The organism is Microbacterium sp. ARD32 (genome assembly GCF_031844385.1).
Taxonomy (GTDB): Bacteria; Actinomycetota; Actinomycetes; order Actinomycetales; family Microbacteriaceae; genus Microbacterium.
Genome location: NZ_JAUZVD010000002.1, coordinates 390,097 through 407,317 on the forward strand (window position 1 = coordinate 390,097; position 17,221 = coordinate 407,317).

The window sequence follows — 17,221 nt, forward strand, 5'->3', positions numbered from 1 at the left end:
CGTGCCGTTGGGGCAGAATCGAACCGTGAACATCGTCGTCGGAGTCACGGGCGGCATCGCCGCGTACAAGACGGTGCACCTCGTGCGCCTGCTGATCAAAGGCGGGCACGACGTGACCGTGATCCCCACCGACGACGCGCTGCGTTTCGTCGGCCTGCCCACCTGGGAGGCGATCAGCCGCAACGCGGTCACCACCAGCGTGCACGACGACGTCGCGAAGGTGCGGCACGTCGCCCTCGGCCAAGCGGCCGAGCTGGTGATCGTCGCGCCGGCGACCGCGAACACGATCGCCAAGATGGCCGCCGGCCTGGCCGATGACCTGCTCGGCACGACGCTGCTCGCCACCACCGCGCCCGTTGCGATCGCCCCCGCGATGCACACCGAGATGTGGCGGCATCCGGCCACGCAGGCGAACATCGCCGTGCTGCGCGAGCGCGGCGTCGCGATCCTCGGCCCCGCTGAGGGTGAGCTGACCGGCGGCGACTCCGGGCCGGGGCGGATGCTGGAGCCCGAGCAGATCGCGGAGCGGGCGCTCGCGCTGATCGGCGACCGCGACCTGGACGGTCTGCGCGTCGTCGTCTCGGCCGGGGGCACCCGCGAGCCGCTGGACCCGGTGCGCTTTCTGGGCAACCGATCCAGCGGCAGGCAGGGTGTCGCGCTCGCGCTCGCCGCGGCGGATCGAGGCGCGGAGGTCGTGCTGGTCGCCGCGCACATCGATGGTGGTGTGATGGCGGATGCCGGGCATCATCCGCTCATCCGAATCGAGCACGCCGGCACCGCCGCCGAGCTCGGCGACGCGATGCGCCGGGCGGCCGAGGACGCCGCCGTGATCGTGATGGCCGCCGCGGTCGCCGACTACCGGCCCGCGGAGGTCGCCGAGCGCAAGCTCACCAAGGAGTCCGGAGCGCTGGAGAGCATCGAGCTGGTGCAGAACGAGGACATCGCAGCGTCGCTGGCTGCCCGCCGGCATCCCGGCCAGATCGTCGTCGGGTTCGCCGCGGAGACCCCGCAGGACGGCGAGGAGATGATCGCCCGCGCTCGCCGCAAACGCGAGCGCAAGGGCGTCGACCTGCTGGTCGTGAACGAGGTGGGCTGGGGGCGCGGCTTCGAGACCTCCGAGAACGCCGTGCAGGTGATCGGCGAGGCGGGAGCCATCGTGGCGAAGTCCTCCGGCTCCAAGCGCGCCGTCGCCGACGACATCTGGGACGTGATCGCCGCGAACCTCGGCTGAGCTCAGCCGCCGAGTTCGGCGAGGAACGCGTCGACCCGGCGGCGGATGAGCGCCGCGGCGCGTGCCGGCGGCATCCGGCCGGGCTCGTCGAGCACGGCGATGGTCAGGCCGTCGGCCAGGGCCAGCAGTTCGCCGGCCGCGTCGTCCAGGGCGGATGCCGCAGCGCTCGGGGCTGCGGATGCCAGCAGCCCGACGACTCCGGCGTGGGTCCGGGCCCAGAGCTGCTCGTAGCGGGCGCGCACCTCGGCGTCCGCCACCGCGTGCGCGGCGAACGCGATCCAGACGCGGGAGACGGGACTGGAGGGGTCAGCGGGGACGAGCAGCTCGGCGACGGCGCGCACCCGGTCGGCGGGATCCGCCAGCGAGAGCCGTGCGGCCGATGCCTGCTCCGCGATCCGGGCGGTGCGGTCCATCGCCGCCAGCAGCATGGCCTGCTTGGTCGGGAACCAGTGCTGCACGGTGCCGATCGCGACTCCGGCTCGGGCGGCGACGGTGCGGATGCTGAGCCCCGCCATCCCGTCGGCGGCGATGACGTCGACGACGTGATCGAGCATGCTCTCGCGGGACATCCTTCGATGCTACCGACGAGCGTCGTCTCGCCGGCCGGGATGCTGTTCGGCACGCGGGCGCCGCAGTTCGCCGTACGCCCTCCGTGCGATGCGGATCACGCCGTGCAGCGGCTCCGGGTCGGCATCGCGGCCACTGACGACCGCGATCGCCACCAGCAGGATTCCGGCGCCGAGCAGGCCGAACTGCAGGGTGTCGAGTGCCATCACGGCGAAGAAGCGCGTGGCGCCCTCGAGGTCGCCGAGGTCGAGCGGCATGAGACGCATCGCGATGCCGAGGGCGGCGGCGGTCGCGCCCCCGAGGGCGAGAGGGAACCGGGGAACGGCACGCCCGGGGCCGACGCAGACGGCGACGAGCAGCAGGACGAGACCGCCCGCCACCAGTCCGAAGCGGAGCAGCCCCCATCCCTCCAGACGTTCGAGCACACCCTCCATCCCGTCGCTCCCGAACCACGCGGCCCGCTCGCTGAGGAATTCCGCGACGGTGCCGAGGCTCGCGAGCGCCGCGCCGGCCATGCCGATCGCGGCCGGAATGGGCGCGCGGCGGCGGTGCACGATCAGCACGGCCAGGGCGGCGAGCGGGGCGAGCATCCCGACGAGTCCGATGATCTTCGACATGATTCCTCCATACGAGTGTATGACCATCACTATACGCGCGTATGGCAGAAAGGGAAGGCTTTGCCTGAAAAGGGGATGTGTGGCTAAACTTGAGTCAACACCACTCAACTTTGAAGGAGTCTCCTCAGGAGGATCGAATGACCAACCCCGCCCAGAGCAATGAAGAGCAGCAGAGCGCCCTCGAGCAGTTCGGCATCAACCTCACCGATCGCGCCCGCCAGGGCAAGCTCGATCCGGTGATCGGCCGCGACAGCGAGATCCGCCGCGTGAGCCAGGTGCTCACCCGGCGCACCAAGAACAACCCCGTCCTGATCGGGGAGCCCGGCGTCGGCAAGACCGCCGTGGTCGAGGGGCTCGCGCAGCGCATCGTCGCGGGAGACGTCGCCGAATCCCTGAAGGACAAGGAGCTCGTCTCCCTGGACATCTCCGCCCTCGTCGCCGGCGCCATGTACCGCGGGCAGTTCGAGGAGCGCCTGAAGAGCGTGCTCAAGGAGATCACCGAGTCCGACGGCAGGGTCATCACCTTCATCGACGAGCTGCACGTGCTGATGGGCGCGGGCGGCGGGGAGGGGTCGGTGGCGGCATCCAACATGCTCAAGCCCATGCTCGCCCGCGGCGAGCTGCGCATGATCGGCGCCACCACGCTCAACGAGTACCGCGAGTTCATCGAGAAGGATGCCGCGCTCGAGCGCCGCTTCCAGCAGGTGTACGTCGGCGAGCCGACCGTCGAGGACACCATCGCCATCCTGCGCGGACTCAAGGGCCGCTACGAGGCGCACCACGGGGTGACCATCTCAGACAGCGCGCTGGTGGCATCCGCCGCGCTCTCCAACCGCTACCTGCCCAGCCGGCAGCTGCCCGACAAGGCCATCGACCTGATCGACGAGGCCATGTCGCGCCTGAAGATGGAGATCGACTCCTCGCCCGTCGAGATCGACGAGCTCAAGCGCCAGGTCGACCGGATGAAGCTCGAGGAGCTCGCGCTGAAGAAGGAGAAGGATGCCGCGTCCAAGGAGCGGCTGTCCACCCTGCGCGAGCAGCTGGCCGGCCTCGAGAAGGAGCTGGCCGCGCTCGAGGAGCGCTGGGCGCGTGAGCGGTCCGGCCTGAACCGCGTGGGCGAGCTGAAGAAGCAGCTCGACGACGCGGTGACGCAGCGCGACCTCGCCATGCGCGAGGCCGATTACACCAAGGCGTCCAAGCTCGAGTACGAGACCATCAAGCGCCTGCAGGCCGAGATCGCCGAGGCCGAGCAGGCCGAGGCAGCCACCGCGTCCGAGGGTCGGATGGTCAACGAGCAGGTCACCGACGAGGACATCGCCGCCGTGATCGCCGCATGGACCGGCATTCCGGTCGGGCGTCTGCTGCAGGGCGAGAGCGAGAAGCTGCTGCACCTGGAGAACGAGCTGGGCAGGCGCCTGATCGGCCAGAAGGACGCCGTGAAGGCGGTGTCGGATGCCGTGCGGCGCTCCCGCGCCGGCATCAGCGACCCCGGCCGCCCGACCGGATCGTTCCTGTTCCTCGGCCCCACCGGCGTCGGCAAGACCGAGCTGGCCAAGGCGCTCGCCGAGTTCCTCTTCGACGACGAGCACGCCATGGTGCGCATCGACATGTCCGAGTACGGCGAGAAGCACTCCGTCTCGCGGCTGGTCGGCGCCCCTCCCGGGTACATCGGTTATGAGCAGGGCGGACAGCTCACCGAGGCCGTGCGCCGGCGCCCGTACAGCGTGGTGCTGCTGGATGAGGTCGAGAAGGCGCACCCCGAGGTGTTCGACGTGCTGCTGCAGGTGCTCGACGACGGTCGCCTCACCGACGGCCAGGGCCGCACGGTCGACTTCTCGAACGTCATCCTGATCCTCACCAGCAACATCGGCTCGCCGATCCTGATCGACCCGGTCATGTCGGCGGATGACAAGCGGGATGCCGTGATGACGCTGGTGCGCCAGTCGTTCCGGCCCGAGTTCCTGAACCGGCTCGACGACATCGTGATGTTCTCCGCGCTGTCGCAGGACGACCTGGCGCAGATCGTCGAGCTGTCGGTGGATGCCCTGCAGCGGCGCCTCGGCGATCGCCGTCTCACGCTGGCGGTCACCCCGGATGCCCGCTCCTGGCTCGCCGAGCGCGGCTACGACCCGGTGTTCGGCGCCCGGCCGCTGCGCCGGCTCATCCAGACCGAGGTGCAGAACCGCCTGGCGACCGCGCTGCTGGCGGGCGCCGTGCACGACGGCGACACCGTCCGCGTGGACGTGGCGGCCGACGGTTCGGGCCTGGTGCTGACCACAGCCGACTGAAGCGTGCACGGGTGTCGGCTCAGATCACGGATGTCGGACGAGATGGGCCTTCTGAGCTGACATCCGTGATCTCGGCTGACATCTGTGCGCGGCGGCGGGCCGTCGGGCGCCTCAGTCCTGCGAGGTCGCCCATTCCGCCGGACCCGTGGAGCCCGCGGCGTAGTCGTCCATCGGGACGTCGCCGCGGGCCCAGGCGTCGCGCACCGGCTGGATGATGCGCCAGCACTGCTCCGCGGCATCCGCCCGCACCGACAGCGTCACCTCGCCGTCCAGGATCTCGCTGAGCACCTCGGTGTAGGCCAGCAGGGTGCCCTCGCCCAGATGGCTGGAGAGCACGTCGCGCCGCAGCGCGAAGGGGTCGTCCCCGCCGTTGACGTTCAGCTCCAGATCGATCCGGTCGGGTCCGAGCACGAACCGCAGCACGCCGCCGTCGGAGGGCTTGCCGGTGAGCCCGTCGGGGATGTGACGCACCGGCTTGAACGTCACCACGATCTCGGCGCGGCGCTCCTTCATGGCCTTGCCGCTGCGCAGCGTGAACGGCACCCCGGCCCACCGGGCGGTGTGCACCTCGCAGGTGATCTCGGCGAGCGTCTCGGTGTCGCGAGCCGGGTCGACGCCGTCCTCCTCGACGTAGGAGGGCACTTCGCGCGGCTTCTGCAGCTGGTGCAGGTCGTCCTTCACGGCCAGCATCCCCGCCGTGTAGCGGCCCCGGCGCGAGGAGCGCACCGGGTTGTCGTCCCAGATGCGGGTGGCGCGCAGCGCCGCGGTCATCGCGTCGCGCAGATCCTGTTCGTCCAGGTCGTGCGGCTGCTCCATCGCCAGCACGGCGAGCACCTGCAGCAGGTGGCTCTGGATCATGTCGATCATGGCGCCGGCCCTGTCGTAGTAGCGGGCGCGGTTCTCCAGCGCCAGCGCCTCGTCGTAGCGCACCAGCACCGACTGGACGTGGTCGGCCGACCACACCGGCTCGATCAGCCGGTTGGCGAAGCGCACGCCCAGCACGTTCAGCAGCGTGGAGCGCCCCAGGAAGTGATCGACGCGGAAGATCCGGTGCTCCGGAACCAGCTGCTGCACCAGCTCGTTGAGCTCGTGGGCGCTCTGCTCGTCGTCGCCGAACGGCTTCTCCATGGCCAGCACGGTGTTCTGCGGCAGCGTCACCGACTTCAGAACCTCGCAGGCGGCGACGGTGACCGCCGGCGGCAGGGCGAAGTAGATCACCAGCCGGCCGGGCACATCCTGCACCAGGGCGGCGAGCGCGTCGTGGTCGGTCACGTCCGCCTGCGTGTACGTGGTCCCCTTCACCCGGTCGACCTGGTCCTCGGCGCCGGACGAGGCGAACGAGGTCTGCACGGCGTCGCGCCACCTCGCATCGCTCCACGGGTCGGAGCCGGCTCCGCGCAGGGTGAGCCGTCTGCCCGGCTCGCGCTGCAGCAGCTGGCCGATCGCGGGCAGCAGCAGTCGTGAGGTGAGGTCGCCCGAGGCGCCGAGGATGAGAAGTGTCGTCTCCTGAGCCATCTCCTCACGATATGCCCGTGCCCTGCTCGGGGCGACCCCCCTCGACGGAGAGCGCGCGGAGTGCGAGACTGCCGGACGTGGCCATGCGAATCGAGGACTATGCACTTCTGAGCGATTGCCGCACTGCGGCACTGGTGTCGAAAGTCGGCAGCATCGACTGGCTCTGTCTGCCGAGACTGGACTCGGCCAGCGCGTTCGCCGCCCTTCTCGGAGACGAGTCGCACGGCCGCTGGTCGTTGCGGCCGGCGGATCCGGATGCCGTGGCCACGCGCCGCTACGACGCCGACACCTTCGTGCTGATCACCCGCTGGGAGGCCGGGGATGCCGTCGCCGAGGTGCATGACTTCATGCCGATCGACCCCGACCCGAGCGTGGGGATCGCGCGAGCCGACCTGGTGCGGCGGGTGATCGGGGTGAGCGGCACGATGCGGTTCGAGCAGCGCCTCAGCATCCGCTTCGACTACGCCAGGGCGATGCCGTGGGTGCGGCAGACCGGCACCTCGCACGAACCCCGCCTGGTAGCCATGGCCGGCCCCGACGCGCTGGTGGTGCGCGGTGCGGCGCTGCACGCGACCGGTCATGAGCACCAGGGCGATCTGTCGGTGGCCCAGGGCGAGACGCGCGACCTGCAGCTGGCCTGGTTCCCCTCGCACATCTCGGTGCCGGACCCGCTCGACGTGGACGCCGAGCTGGAGCGCACGCGGGCGTGGTGGCAGGGCTGGGCCGACCGCATCGAGCACACCGGGCCGTACCACGAGTCGGTCGTGCGGTCGCTACTGATCCTGCGCGCGCTCACCAGCCACGACACCGGCGGGATCGCCGCCGCGGCGACCATGGCGCTGCCGGAGGACTTCGGGGGCGAGCGCAACTGGGACTACCGCTACGTCTGGCTGCGCGACGCCGCTCTCACTCTCGAGGCGCTGCTCGACCACGGATTCCTCATGCTCGCCGGCCGTTGGCGGGAGTGGCTGCTGCGCGCCGTCGCGGGGGATCCCGCCGACCTGCAGATCATGTACGGGCTGGCCGGGGAGCGGGATCTGACCGAGCGCGAGCTGGATTCGCTGCCCGGCTTCGCCGACTCGGTGCCGGTGCGGCTGGGCAATGGCGCGGCATCCCAGTACCAGGCCGACGTGGTGGGCGAGGTGCTGGTCACCCTCTCCGCGGCCCGTGCCCAGGGCCTGGAGGACTCGAAGTTCTCGTGGCCGCTGGAGCGGCAGCTGCTGCGCTACGCCGCCGAGCAGCTGCAGCGCCCCGATCAGGGACTGTGGGAGATCCGCGGCGACCCGCACATGTTCACGCACTCCCGCGCCATGACGTGGGCGGCGTTCGATCGCGGGGTGCGCGCCGTGGAGCAGTTCGGTCTCGAGGGACCGGTCGACACCTGGCGCGAGCTGCGCGACCGGGTGCGCGACGAGATCGACCGCGAGGGCGTCACCGACGGGTACTTCACCCAGTACTACGGCACCAGCGAGGTGGATGCCTCGCTGCTGCTGCTGCCGCAGGTGGGCTTCTGCACGTCGGATGATCCGCGGATGCTGAAGACCGTCGAGCGCATCGAGAAGACCCTCATGCGCGACGGGCTGCTGCACCGCTACCGCACCGGCACCGGCGTGGACGGGCTCGCGGGCGATGAGAGCCCGTTCCTGGCCTGCTCGTTCTGGCTGGTGGAGCAGTACGCGGCCACCGGCAGGCAGGACGACGCCGAAGCCCTGATGGCGCGGCTGTGCGATCTCGCCAACGACGTGGGGATGCTCTCGGAGGAGTACGACCCCGTGAACGAGCGCCAGGTGGGGAACACCCCGCAGGCGTTCTCCCACCTGGCGCTCGTGCGCGCGGCGGACGCCCTGACCCGGACCGAGCACCGGCCGCGGTGACGCGGGTGCCGTCCGCGGCCTCGCGCTACCGCCCCTGCTGAGTCACGTCACCCAGGGGGCCTAGGGTGAGGCGGGTCAGGCGCTGAGCAGCACCGTCTCGTCGATCGAGCGGCGCACGCGCGGCGCCACCTCGCGCTGGGCGAGCGGCTCGGGCAGCGCGTCGACGTCGCCGAGCTCGCCGAGGGCGATCACGCTCACGGGCGCGAAGCGCTCGTCCAGCCCGAGGAGCGGGCGGATCGCCTCGCGGTCGAAACCGCCCATCTGGTGCACGACCAGGCCGTCGTGGTGCGCCTGGACCGACAGGTGGGCGACCGCCTGGCCGAGGTCGTAGTTCGCGTAGTGCACCGGGGTGCCGTCCTCGGTGGCGGTCTCGGCGACGGCCACGATCAGCACGGCGGCGTTGCCCGCCCACGCCTGGTTGAAGCCCATCAGCGCGGAGTGGATGCCGTGGAGCAGGTGCAGGTGCTGATCCTCATCTGTCTCGCCATCGCACTGTCGCTGCGGTCGTGGCCGGTCGTCGCGTTCCTCGTGCCCGTGGTGCTCATCGAGCTGGCGACGGCGCCCCTCTCTGCGCACATGGTCGGGCGCGAGGCCTACCGCAACGGCACGATCGACGAGACAGGGCTCTACGTCGACGAGTTCGCCGACTCCAAGCGCACGCCTCCCGCCGCGGGCGGCTGAGCCACGACACAGAGACGGCGCGCCGGCCGAAGCCGACGCGCCGTCTCGGGAGTCACTCCGCGACGATGACCTTCACGTCGTCGACGAAGCCGGTGTTGTCACCCTCGAACGTCGTGGCGACGAACGAGATGGTGTGTTGGCCCGACTCGACGGTGAACGAGTCCGTCTGATGGAACTCGTACGCGCCGCTGTCGTCCGGTGCCGCGTGGCCGACGAGATGGTCGTCGACGAACACGTCGATCTCTTGAAGCCCGCCAAAATCGGCGCGGTTCGCGGCGTAGAACGTGATCGCGTACGTGCCCGCCGGGAAGATGACCGTCTGGTCGATCCGGCTGTTCAGGCCCGAGTCGGTCTTCAGGTACGCCGTGCGCTCGCCCTCCGGCGCCGGGAACGCCGGGTTGAAGACGCTGTCGTTGTGCTGGATGCCGGCGCGAGCGCTGAACGTCCAGCCGTTGACCATCGGACCGTTGGCCGTGCCGTTCGTCGCCGGGCTCTCGAAGCCGGCGTTGAAGATCGTGACGACCGGCTCCTCGTCCGGGATCTCGGGGTTCACGAAGCACCGGTTGTCGCCGCCCGGATTCGGGTCGCCGCCGAACGACGCCGCCGTGCAGTCGACGCCGTCGGCGAAGGTGCCGAAGTGGAACAGACCGTCCGAGCCGAACGCGACGCTCGCCTCCCCGTCGAACTCGCAGATCCCGCGGTCGGCGTATTGGCAGAACTCGTAGCCGTCGGGGGCGTTCTGCACGTCGAGCACCTTGTACAGTCGCGAGGTCACGCCGGACGGTTCGAGTGTGGGTGCGACCGCGATTGCGCGAAGGTACGTCGTCTGCAGCGGGTTCAGGATGATCTGGCCCGTGTAGAGCGTCGATGTGGCGGTCGGAATGCTGCCGTCGGTCGTGTACCGGATTTCGGCGCCGGGCGTGCCGGTCGTGATCGTCACGCCTTCGACCGAGGGGTATAGCCCTGGTTCGAGACTGAATACGGGAGCGTCCGCGATGCCGGCGCGCGACGCCGGAGTGACGAGCACCTGCGCGACGCCGTACGCGCCGCTCTTGGTAGTCGCGCGGATTGCGACGGTGCGCTCGGTCTTCACGGCTGGAGCCGTGAAGAGGCCGTTCGCGTCGACCACGCCGTTGCCGTCGCCGACCACCGACCACGCCAACTTTCCTTTGCCATCGATGATCGAGGCATCCAGATCGACTTGTCCGCCACCAGCGACGGTCGACTGCGCCGGGGTCATTGCGACCTGGGTTTCGGCCGGCGATGTCGTGTAGATCACGAAGGTGTGTGCGGCGCCGATCTCACCATCGGTGAACGCCCACGCCTTGTGCTTGGGCTGGCCGGGGGTTACCGACTTCTTGGGCTTGAACTGGCCGGTGGTTGCCGGCAGCAGGGCGTTGGCCTCGGGCTGGGCGACCGAGTCATCGAAGACGAAGCGGTTGAAGCGGTCGTTGACTTTGCCCCCGGTGAACTGGACCTTGACGTCCTTCGGTCGCCCTTCAGCCGTCTCCACCAGCACGGTCAGCTCGCCGTCGGCGTCGCGGAACGCGGTCGCACGGATGTCATCGTCCGACACCTCCGTGCCGAGCACCGTGCTGTGGGCGGGGATGTAGCGCATGAGCAACCCGGCCTCGTAGAACGCGGCGGTCGGCTTCGGGCCGAGTACGAGCGAGTCCCACATATTGAACGAGCCGTTGGTGTCACCGCGGGGGTCGTCGGTCATGACGCCGTTGAGCTGCCACACCAGGTTCGAGTGCACGCCGCCGTTGGCGCTGCGGATGATGTAGTTCGGGTACCCGGTCTCCCAGACGCTTGTGCCGGGATTGGTCCAGCCCATCTCGGACAGGTTCAGCGGGGCCTCGCCGATGGAGGCACGGCGCTGGTCGATCGCCTGGCTCATGAAGTCGTACGACTCGCCGTAGAGGTGGAACGAGTACTGGTCGAACACGTCGCCGGCGTTCTCTGCCATGTACTTCGTCCAGTCGGGGGCGTTGACCTCTTCCGGGCCCCAGATCTGCACGTCATCCCGCAGACCATCAGCCTGCAGCTGCTCGTGCACCTTGCGCGCCATCTCGGCGTAGTACGCCTTCTGGTCGGCGGGACCCTCGAAGTCCCAGCTGCCGTTGGGCTCGTTGTAGAACGTCAGGTAGTCGACGTTGTCGTAGCCGCGGTTGTTGATGAGCTCGTTCAGGAGGGCGGAGGCGGAGTGCCCGTACGCCACCAGATCGCCGGGAGCGCTCTCGTACGGCTTCTGCACGCCGGGGTAGAGGAACCAGTCGTGCACGCGCTCGCCGACCTTCCACCCGAAGTTCAGCAGCACCTCGGTGCCCGCCTGCTGGAAGGCGTCGAGGTAGCGGTAGAACGCCTTCATCTCGGGGCTCTCGAAGTCGTACTGCCCTTTCTCGAGCTCCATCCAGTCGATCTGGAACCACACGCGGGCCACCTTGGGCTGCACGGTGAGGATCCGTTCGACATCGATCTCCCAGTCGGCGTCGTCGTAGCCGTAGGCGGCGGTGTCGCCCATGAGGCTCCACGGGATGACATTGACCCCGATGCCGAGGTAGTCGTCCTGGACCACCTCGTCCAGGTTCACCGTGACTGTTCGCTGTGCATCCGTTGTCGCCGCGAAAGCGGGCAGTGCGGGCACGAGCGTCCCCACCGCCAAGGCCGTCGCCGCCGCGATCGCGGTGCCGATTCGCCGTCGTCGCATTCCATTTCTCCTATCGACGTCGATAGAGCGCAGCGTCGCCGGTGTGACCGCCGATGGTCATCCAGATGTAGTGACACTACGCATATCGTGGTGCAAGCTAGGCTAGACGGGCGCAAACAGGCCACGCAAGGCCTCCGGCAAAGGTAGTAGAGGTAGTGCAGCTACTATTCTGCCGAGCTGTCGATAGTGGCCGTCGCGGCTGCAGACAGTGCGCGCACCGTGTCGAAATCGCCCGCAGCGATGGCAGCGGGGGGCACCATCCATGACCCGCTCACTGCGAACACCGACGGAGACGCGAGGTACTCCGCGGCGTTGTCGACCGAGACACCGCCCGAGGGAAGGAACTGCACGTCGGGGAAGGGCCCTGCGAACGCGCGCACGGCCGCGAGACCTCCGACAAGTCCCGCGGGAAAGAGCTTCAGATGATGGATGCCGTGGCTCAGGGCGCGTTGGATCTCCGTGGCCGTCGCGACACCCGGAACGATCGGGATGCCGCGCTCGGCGGCGCGCGCGATCACGGCGTCGTCGAGCCCCGGTGATACGAGGAACTGTGCGCCGGCGTCGGCGGCGGCGTCCACCTGATCGCGGGTGAGCACGGTTCCCGCGCCCACGGCGAAGCCGGGGCGCCCGGCGACCGCGCGGATGGCGTCGAGGCCGGCCGGTGTGCGCAGGGTGATCTCGGCGCAGCGGATGCGTCCTGCGGCGAGGGCGTCGGCGAGGTCGGGCGCATGGCCGGCGTCGTCGATGACCACGACCGGCACGATGCGGTTGGCGCCGAGAACGGCAGGCGCCGCCATCACACCGGGAACCCCACGCCCGCCGTGAGGAGGACGTTCGCGTACGGGGTGTTCTCTGCGGTGCGCACGGCGAAGCGCGCCGCGACAGCACGGCGCTTGAGCTCGGAGTGGTCGACGGTGTCCAGTTCGCCGAACCGGTCGGCGATGACATCGTGCGCCACGGGGTTGGCGCCGGCGAGCTCGGTCGCGACGAGGGCATGCTCGACGACGACCTCGTCGGCGATCGCCGTCAGCACGGGGGCGAATGCGGGCAGGCCGTAGACGACCCTCAGATCGACCACGGGTAGGCCCGGCGGCACGGGGAAGCCCGAGTCGACGACGAGGAACTGGTCGGTGTGACCGAGCCGGGCCAGGTGCCCGGCGAGGTCGGCGTGGAGGATTCCGCTCGTCTTCATCAGGCGTCCTGCGAGGTGGGCGCCACGACGATCTCGCGGAACGAGATGTGCTGAGGCAGCTGGTAGGCGGTGAGGATGGCGCGGGCGATGTCGTCGGGAACCAGGCCGCCGCCGATGCTCTTCTTGTAGTCGAGGTAGCCGTCGAGCACATCGCCCTCGCCGGTGTTCCCCAGCAGGCCGGTGTCGACCATGCCGGGCGCCACGAGCAGCACGCGAACGTTGTGCGCGGCGTTCTCGCGGCGCAGGCCCTCGGTCATGGCGTGCACGGCGTACTTGGTACCGTTGTAGACGGTGTGGTCGGTGTAGAGCTGCTTGCCGGCGATCGATCCGATGTTGACGATCGTGCCGTGCTTGCGGTCCTGCATGCCGCGCAGCACCAGCTGGCTGTTTTTCATGAGGGCGACGCAGTTGACGTCGAACTGCTCCTGTACGAGCGCCGGGTCCTGCTCGGCGACCGACGACAGAGCCATGAGGCCGGCGTTGTTGATGAGCAGATCGACAGGACCGAACCGCTCCTCGGCGCGGCTGAGCGCCGCGGCGACGGCGGGAGTGTCGTTGACGTCGGCAGCGGCCAGCTCGGCCTCGGGAAGCCCCAGCCGCTGCATGGGCTCCAGGCGCCGGGCGATGAGCAGCAGTGGATGCCCGGCGGCGGAGAAGGCGCGCGCGGTGGCGGCTCCGATGCCGGAGCTGGCTCCGGTGATGACGACCAGGGGCTTCGTGGTCATGAGGACTCCAGGGTGTGAGACGGGGTCTGAGTGGGCAAGGCGGCGAAGGCGGCAGACGCCGCATCGAAGCGAAGGCGGGCGGCGTCGTACGCGGGGCCGGCGTCCTCAGCGGGCACGACGCGCTCGATCACGGTGTGGGCGTGGTCGGTGCGGCGGAAGTCGCTCCACGCGCCCATGCCGACGAACGCTATCGCGGCCGCGCCGAGTGTCGCCGCCTGCTGGTCGACACTCGTGCGCACGAGTGTCGTCTGCAGGATGTCGGCGTAGATGCGGTTCCAGACGGGCGACCGGCTGCCGCCGCCCGAGATGAGCAGCTCGTCGTCGCTGCCGCTCAGCTCGCGCATGAGCCGCAGGCTGCGGTCGAGCGCGAAGGCGATACCTTCTAGGCACGCGCGCACGAGGTCGGCGGAGGTGGTGCCGAGCTCGAGCCCGGCCAGTCCGCCGCGCACGCCGGAGCCGCCCTCAAGGGGGGTGCCGCCCGCAAGCGTCGGAAGCATGACAGCACCGCCAGCACCGGGCGCACTCGCCGCCGCGCGCTCGACGAAGGTGCCGATGGGCTCGCCGGGTGCGAGCAGGTCGCGCAACCAGCCGATCGTGGTGCCGCTCGAGAACGTCGACAGCGCGCTCACGTGCAGGCCCGGGATCGCATGGCGGAAGACGTACGGCCGGGAGTGCTCGTCGAGCACGGGGCGAGCGCTCGTGACGGTCATCCAGCTCGACGAGCCGAGGGCGGCGTACAGGCGGCCCTCAGCGGTGCCGCGGGAGCCGAGAGCCATCGCCGCGTTGTCGACGGCGCCCGCGAACACCGGAATACCGGCCCGCAGGCCGAGCGCATCGGAGGCGTCGCGCGTGAGGGCGCCGACGGCGTGGGCGGACTCGACAGGTTCGGGAAAGAGCGTGCGCGGAAGGTCTGCGGCATCGAGGATCTCGTCGTCGTAGCCGCCGTGCTCGAGTGAGTAGGCGCCGGACCCCGATGCCATCGAGTGGTCGGTCATGAGGCGCCCGGTCAACCGCAGGTTGATCCAGTCCTTTGAGCCGACGAGGTGCCGGGTGCGCGACCACGCCCCGGGTTCTTCGGCGGCGAACGCGGCGGCTTTGAAGACGGGGTAGAGCGCCGCCCCGAATCCGTTGCCGGTGCGCCGGTACCACTCCGGTTCGGGCAGCGCCGTGAACACGCGCGCGGTGCGACCGCGGGCGTCAGACCAGATCGGCGTCGTCGGCCGCACCAGCTCCAGCGCGCCGTCGAGCTGCACCGCGCCCAGACTCTGGCCCGACAGCGCGATGCCGGCGACGGCGGTCGCGGCGTCCGGGACCCTCTCGATGATCTCGCGCGTGGATGCCACGATGGCGCGCCACCAGTCCTCGGGACGCTGTTCGTTGCGGCCGGGTGCCGGATGCGTGGTGGCGTACTCGCTGACGGTCTCGGCGAGCATGTGCGCGTGCTCGTCCCACAGGGAGGCCTTGCAGCCGCCCGTGCCGAGGTCGAAGGCCAGCGCGAGTGCGGTCACGGCGTCACCGGGTGGCGAGGGCGAGCTCGCTCAGACGCTCGAACGAGGGCCCCCGGGTGGGGATGTCGATATGGAACACCTCGGCGATCACCTGCGTCCATCCGTGCACGAAGTAGATCCAACCATCCTCCACCTGCAGACGGCGCGCGTCCTCCTGTGCGCGGGCCTGATCGAGGAACACGAGGTCGCCGCGGTAGTTCAGGTCCCACGCGATGGCGCGCTCGGGAAAGACGCCGGCGTCCGTGAGGGGCGAGCCGGGTGCATCCTTGCCGAGGCCGGTCGCGTTGACCACGAGCGATCCGGAGGCGAGCCCGGCCATGACGCGGTCGTTGTCGGCGGAGGTCGGCGTGAGGACGTACTCGAACGCGGTGTCGGTGTCGAGCTGCCTGTGGATCTCGCGGATGTGCTCCAGGCGCTGCGGCGACCGGTTCGTCACGATGATGCGGCCGGGGCGCTCGAGCCCGCGCTCCAGGCGCGAGAGGTACCAGCTGATCGCGATGGTCGAGCCGCCTGCGCCCATGCACAGCGCGTCGGCGCCGGTACGGCTCCAGTGCGCGTCGGGAAGGAACGCGTCGATCGCCAGTCCGCTCGAGATGGGGTCCTTGGCGTGGCAGATCAGCTTGCCGTCGCGCTTGGAGATGCAGCTCGTCTCGCCCATGAGCAGCGCGAACGGGTCGATCTCGTCGAAGAGATCGCGGCAGGCGGTGAAGAGGTCGATCTTGTGGGTCGTCACGAGCGCGCCGAGGCTGAGCGGGTCGCCGGCGATCAACTCGACAACTCGGCGGTAGTCGTCGGCGGGCGCGTGCAGCGGCAGGTCGATGCCTTGCAGCACCGCGCCGTCGAGCCCCAGCTCGTCCGCCCAGCGGGGGAAGACGTACTGGATCGACGAGCGTCCGGTGGTCACGCCGATGAAGTAGAGCGTCGGCACGACGGCGGGTCGGAGATCGTGCGCGTTCATCGTGGGGAAAGTCATGCTTCGCTCCTGGATGCCGCAGCCACCGCCGCGACGGCGGCATCGGCGTTCATTCCGAATCGGGTGACGCCCAGGCGCGCCATCTCGCGCACCGTGGCGAGATCGCGCACGCCGCCCGCCGCCTTGAGTGCCGCGCGGCCCGCGGCCTGGTCGGCGATCACGCGGATGTGGTCGACGGTGGTCGGGATGCCGGACCATCCGGTGCCGGTCTTGATCCAGGGCACGCCCGCCGCGATCGCGGCGTCGACGCCCGCGCGGATCTGGTCGTCGTCGAGGTAGCCGACCTCGAGGATCGCGCGAAGGGGAACGCGGTCGCCCACGACCTCCACGACAGCGGCGAGCTCGCGCGTGACGAACTCCGTCTCGCCCGAGCGCAGCCTGCCGATCGCGACGACGACGTCGAGCTCCTGCGCGCCGAGGTCGAGCAGCTCGCGCGCCTCTGCGACCTTGGTCGCGGTAGTGGCTCCGCCGCTCGGAAAGCCGACCGGAGAACCGGCCAGCACCGACGAGCCGTCGAGCAGCTCGCGCATGACGGACAGCCAGTTCGGCAGCACGTGAGCGCTCACGAAGCCGCCGGCGACGGCGCGCTGCGCGAGCTCTTCGAGGTCGGCGCGTGCGTGGCGCGCCTGCACGCAACTGATGTCGATGTGCGCCGCGAGATCGGCGAGGATGTCCTGCTCAGGCAACGTAGCCTCCGTGGTCGGGATTCGGCCGGGTGGTCCAACCGTCGCCGTCGGCGACGACGAGCTGCTGCATACCGCCCGCCCGCTCGATGATGCCGTAGTCCTGGCCGGCCTCGGTCGCGTATGCGAAGAGCGTCACGAGCTTGTCTCCGCCGACATTGACGCTGCGGTGCACCCAGCCCCCGGGCACGTGCACGGCCACACCGGGCGTGATGGGCACGGCGCGGGACTGGCCATCGATGCTCTCCAGCAGCATCACTCCGCTGCCCGCGATGCCGAAGTAGAGCTCGGCGAACTCGGCCTGCGCGTGCAGATGCCCGCGGGTCATCGCGAACTCGTCGCCGATGCGGCCCGGCTTCAGCACGCTCAGGCCGATCGTGAGCGCGCCGCGCCCCTGCTCGGGGGTGCTGCTCTCCACCCAGTAGACAGGCTCGCCCGAGTCTGCCTGCAGGGCCGTCTGGAACGCCGCGGTGTCGCGGTAGATCCCCTCGAGGTCGGCCAGGTGCTTCTCGTAGCGCTCGGAGCGTCCGGTGAAGAGGCCCGTGACCGCGTCGACCTGGAGCAGAGCGGGTTCCGCGACTGGTGTGGCGGCGCGCATGGGCATCCCTTCGTCGGTAGACAGGGTAGTAAGACTACAACATTGATGCCAAAGCGGGG

The 17,221-nt window shown here is 69.9% G+C and carries 16 protein-coding genes; 4 read left to right on the forward strand and 12 right to left on the reverse strand.

All coding sequences use genetic code 11. The features are described 5' to 3' along the window. The first annotated feature begins 25 nt into the window (after positions 1-25). Positions 26-1,231, forward strand: coding sequence for a bifunctional phosphopantothenoylcysteine decarboxylase/phosphopantothenate--cysteine ligase CoaBC (gene coaBC / locus Q9R19_RS10090; protein WP_311256255.1), 1,206 nt, complete (start codon positions 26-28; stop codon positions 1,229-1,231). A 2-nt stretch (positions 1,232-1,233) separates the two neighbouring features. Here coaBC and Q9R19_RS10095 read toward each other — a convergent pair whose 3' ends face one another. Then, positions 1,234-1,800, reverse strand: coding sequence for a TetR/AcrR family transcriptional regulator (locus Q9R19_RS10095; RefSeq protein WP_311256256.1), 567 nt, complete (start codon positions 1,798-1,800; stop codon positions 1,234-1,236). A 9-nt stretch (positions 1,801-1,809) separates the two neighbouring features. Next, positions 1,810-2,415 (reverse strand): hypothetical protein, encoded by a 606-nt coding sequence (locus Q9R19_RS10100; RefSeq protein ID WP_311256257.1) that lies wholly within the window; start codon positions 2,413-2,415, stop codon positions 1,810-1,812. Positions 2,416-2,552: 137 nt separating this feature from the next. Between Q9R19_RS10100 and Q9R19_RS10105 the strand changes: the two genes are divergently transcribed. Then, complete coding sequence (locus Q9R19_RS10105) at positions 2,553-4,703, forward strand: AAA family ATPase (protein ID WP_311256258.1); 2,151 nt, start codon at positions 2,553-2,555, stop codon at positions 4,701-4,703. Between the two features lie 111 nt (positions 4,704-4,814). On the opposite strand, the gene Q9R19_RS10110 is transcribed toward Q9R19_RS10105, so the two are convergent. After that, positions 4,815-6,218 carry a glucose-6-phosphate dehydrogenase gene (locus Q9R19_RS10110; RefSeq protein WP_311256259.1) on the reverse strand — a complete coding sequence of 468 codons (1,404 nt, stop codon included), beginning with the start codon at positions 6,216-6,218 and terminating at the stop codon, positions 4,815-4,817. Between the two features lie 83 nt (positions 6,219-6,301). On the opposite strand from Q9R19_RS10110, the gene Q9R19_RS10115 reads away from it, so the two are divergent. Next, entirely contained in the window at positions 6,302-8,092 is a 1,791-nt protein-coding gene (locus Q9R19_RS10115; RefSeq protein WP_311256534.1) for a glycoside hydrolase family 15 protein, read from the forward strand. Between the two features lie 75 nt (positions 8,093-8,167). On the opposite strand, the gene Q9R19_RS10120 is transcribed toward Q9R19_RS10115, so the two are convergent. Then, positions 8,168-8,521, reverse strand: coding sequence for a nitroreductase family protein (locus Q9R19_RS10120; RefSeq protein ID WP_311256260.1), 354 nt, complete (start codon positions 8,519-8,521; stop codon positions 8,168-8,170). 9 nt (positions 8,522-8,530) lie between these two features. On the opposite strand from Q9R19_RS10120, the gene Q9R19_RS10125 reads away from it, so the two are divergent. Next, positions 8,531-8,773, forward strand: a complete 243-nt coding sequence (locus Q9R19_RS10125; RefSeq protein WP_396653475.1) for a hypothetical protein — start codon at positions 8,531-8,533, stop codon at positions 8,771-8,773. A gap of 52 nt (positions 8,774-8,825) precedes the next feature. Here Q9R19_RS10125 and Q9R19_RS10130 read toward each other — a convergent pair whose 3' ends face one another. The 8 genes from Q9R19_RS10130 to Q9R19_RS10165 all read right to left on the reverse strand — a co-directional run bounded on the left by Q9R19_RS10130 (position 8,826) and on the right by Q9R19_RS10165 (position 17,168). Further along, positions 8,826-11,483, reverse strand: a complete 2,658-nt coding sequence (locus tag Q9R19_RS10130) for a chitobiase/beta-hexosaminidase C-terminal domain-containing protein (protein ID WP_311256261.1) — start codon at positions 11,481-11,483, stop codon at positions 8,826-8,828. 164 nt (positions 11,484-11,647) lie between these two features. Further along, the gene (gene eda, locus Q9R19_RS10135; RefSeq protein WP_311256535.1) at positions 11,648-12,280 is read right to left on the reverse strand and encodes a bifunctional 4-hydroxy-2-oxoglutarate aldolase/2-dehydro-3-deoxy-phosphogluconate aldolase; all 633 of its coding nucleotides are present in this window, start codon (positions 12,278-12,280) and stop codon (positions 11,648-11,650) included. Continuing rightward, entirely contained in the window at positions 12,280-12,675 is a 396-nt protein-coding gene (gene rbsD / locus Q9R19_RS10140; protein WP_311256262.1) for a D-ribose pyranase, read from the reverse strand. The genes eda and rbsD overlap by 1 nt, the downstream gene beginning before the upstream one ends. Beyond that, on the reverse strand, positions 12,675-13,400 hold the full coding sequence (locus tag Q9R19_RS10145) for an SDR family oxidoreductase (protein ID WP_311256263.1): 726 nt from the start codon (positions 13,398-13,400) through the stop codon (positions 12,675-12,677). Before Q9R19_RS10145 ends, rbsD begins: the two co-directional genes overlap by 1 nt. Further along, complete coding sequence (locus Q9R19_RS10150) at positions 13,397-14,908, reverse strand: FGGY family carbohydrate kinase (RefSeq protein ID WP_311256264.1); 1,512 nt, start codon at positions 14,906-14,908, stop codon at positions 13,397-13,399. The genes Q9R19_RS10145 and Q9R19_RS10150 overlap by 4 nt, the downstream gene beginning before the upstream one ends. 4 nt (positions 14,909-14,912) lie before the next feature. Continuing rightward, positions 14,913-15,881, reverse strand: coding sequence for a shikimate dehydrogenase (locus Q9R19_RS10155; RefSeq protein WP_311256265.1), 969 nt, complete (start codon positions 15,879-15,881; stop codon positions 14,913-14,915). Beyond that, positions 15,878-16,567 carry a deoxyribose-phosphate aldolase gene (gene deoC, locus Q9R19_RS10160; protein WP_311256266.1) on the reverse strand — a complete coding sequence of 230 codons (690 nt, stop codon included), beginning with the start codon at positions 16,565-16,567 and terminating at the stop codon, positions 15,878-15,880. Before deoC ends, Q9R19_RS10155 begins: the two co-directional genes overlap by 4 nt. Beyond that, positions 16,560-17,168 (reverse strand): glucose-6-phosphate isomerase family protein, encoded by a 609-nt coding sequence (locus tag Q9R19_RS10165; RefSeq protein ID WP_311256267.1) that lies wholly within the window; start codon positions 17,166-17,168, stop codon positions 16,560-16,562. Before Q9R19_RS10165 ends, deoC begins: the two co-directional genes overlap by 8 nt. Positions 17,169-17,221: the final 53 nt, after the last annotated feature.

Bases quoted from the DNA above. Each gene is read 5' to 3' on its own strand.
- Q9R19_RS10165 (WP_311256267.1), bottom strand. From the start codon at position 17,168: ATGCCCATGCGCGCCGCCACACCAGTCGCGGAACCCGCTCTGCTCCAG.
- Q9R19_RS10145 (WP_311256263.1), bottom strand. From the start codon at position 13,400: ATGACCACGAAGCCCCTGGTCGTCATCACCGGAGCCAGCTCCGGCATC.
- Q9R19_RS10105 (WP_311256258.1), top strand. From the start codon at position 2,553: ATGACCAACCCCGCCCAGAGCAATGAAGAGCAGCAGAGCGCCCTCGAG.
- Q9R19_RS10110 (WP_311256259.1), bottom strand. From the start codon at position 6,218: ATGGCTCAGGAGACGACACTTCTCATCCTCGGCGCCTCGGGCGACCTC.
- Q9R19_RS10115 (WP_311256534.1), top strand. From the start codon at position 6,302: ATGCGAATCGAGGACTATGCACTTCTGAGCGATTGCCGCACTGCGGCA.
- Q9R19_RS10155 (WP_311256265.1), bottom strand. From the start codon at position 15,881: ATGACTTTCCCCACGATGAACGCGCACGATCTCCGACCCGCCGTCGTG.
- Q9R19_RS10120 (WP_311256260.1), bottom strand. From the start codon at position 8,521: ATGGGCTTCAACCAGGCGTGGGCGGGCAACGCCGCCGTGCTGATCGTG.
- eda (WP_311256535.1), bottom strand. From the start codon at position 12,280: ATGGCGGCGCCTGCCGTTCTCGGCGCCAACCGCATCGTGCCGGTCGTG.
- Q9R19_RS10095 (WP_311256256.1), bottom strand. From the start codon at position 1,800: ATGTCCCGCGAGAGCATGCTCGATCACGTCGTCGACGTCATCGCCGCC.
- Q9R19_RS10100 (WP_311256257.1), bottom strand. From the start codon at position 2,415: ATGTCGAAGATCATCGGACTCGTCGGGATGCTCGCCCCGCTCGCCGCC.
- rbsD (WP_311256262.1), bottom strand. From the start codon at position 12,675: ATGAAGACGAGCGGAATCCTCCACGCCGACCTCGCCGGGCACCTGGCC.
- Q9R19_RS10130 (WP_311256261.1), bottom strand. From the start codon at position 11,483: ATGCGACGACGGCGAATCGGCACCGCGATCGCGGCGGCGACGGCCTTG.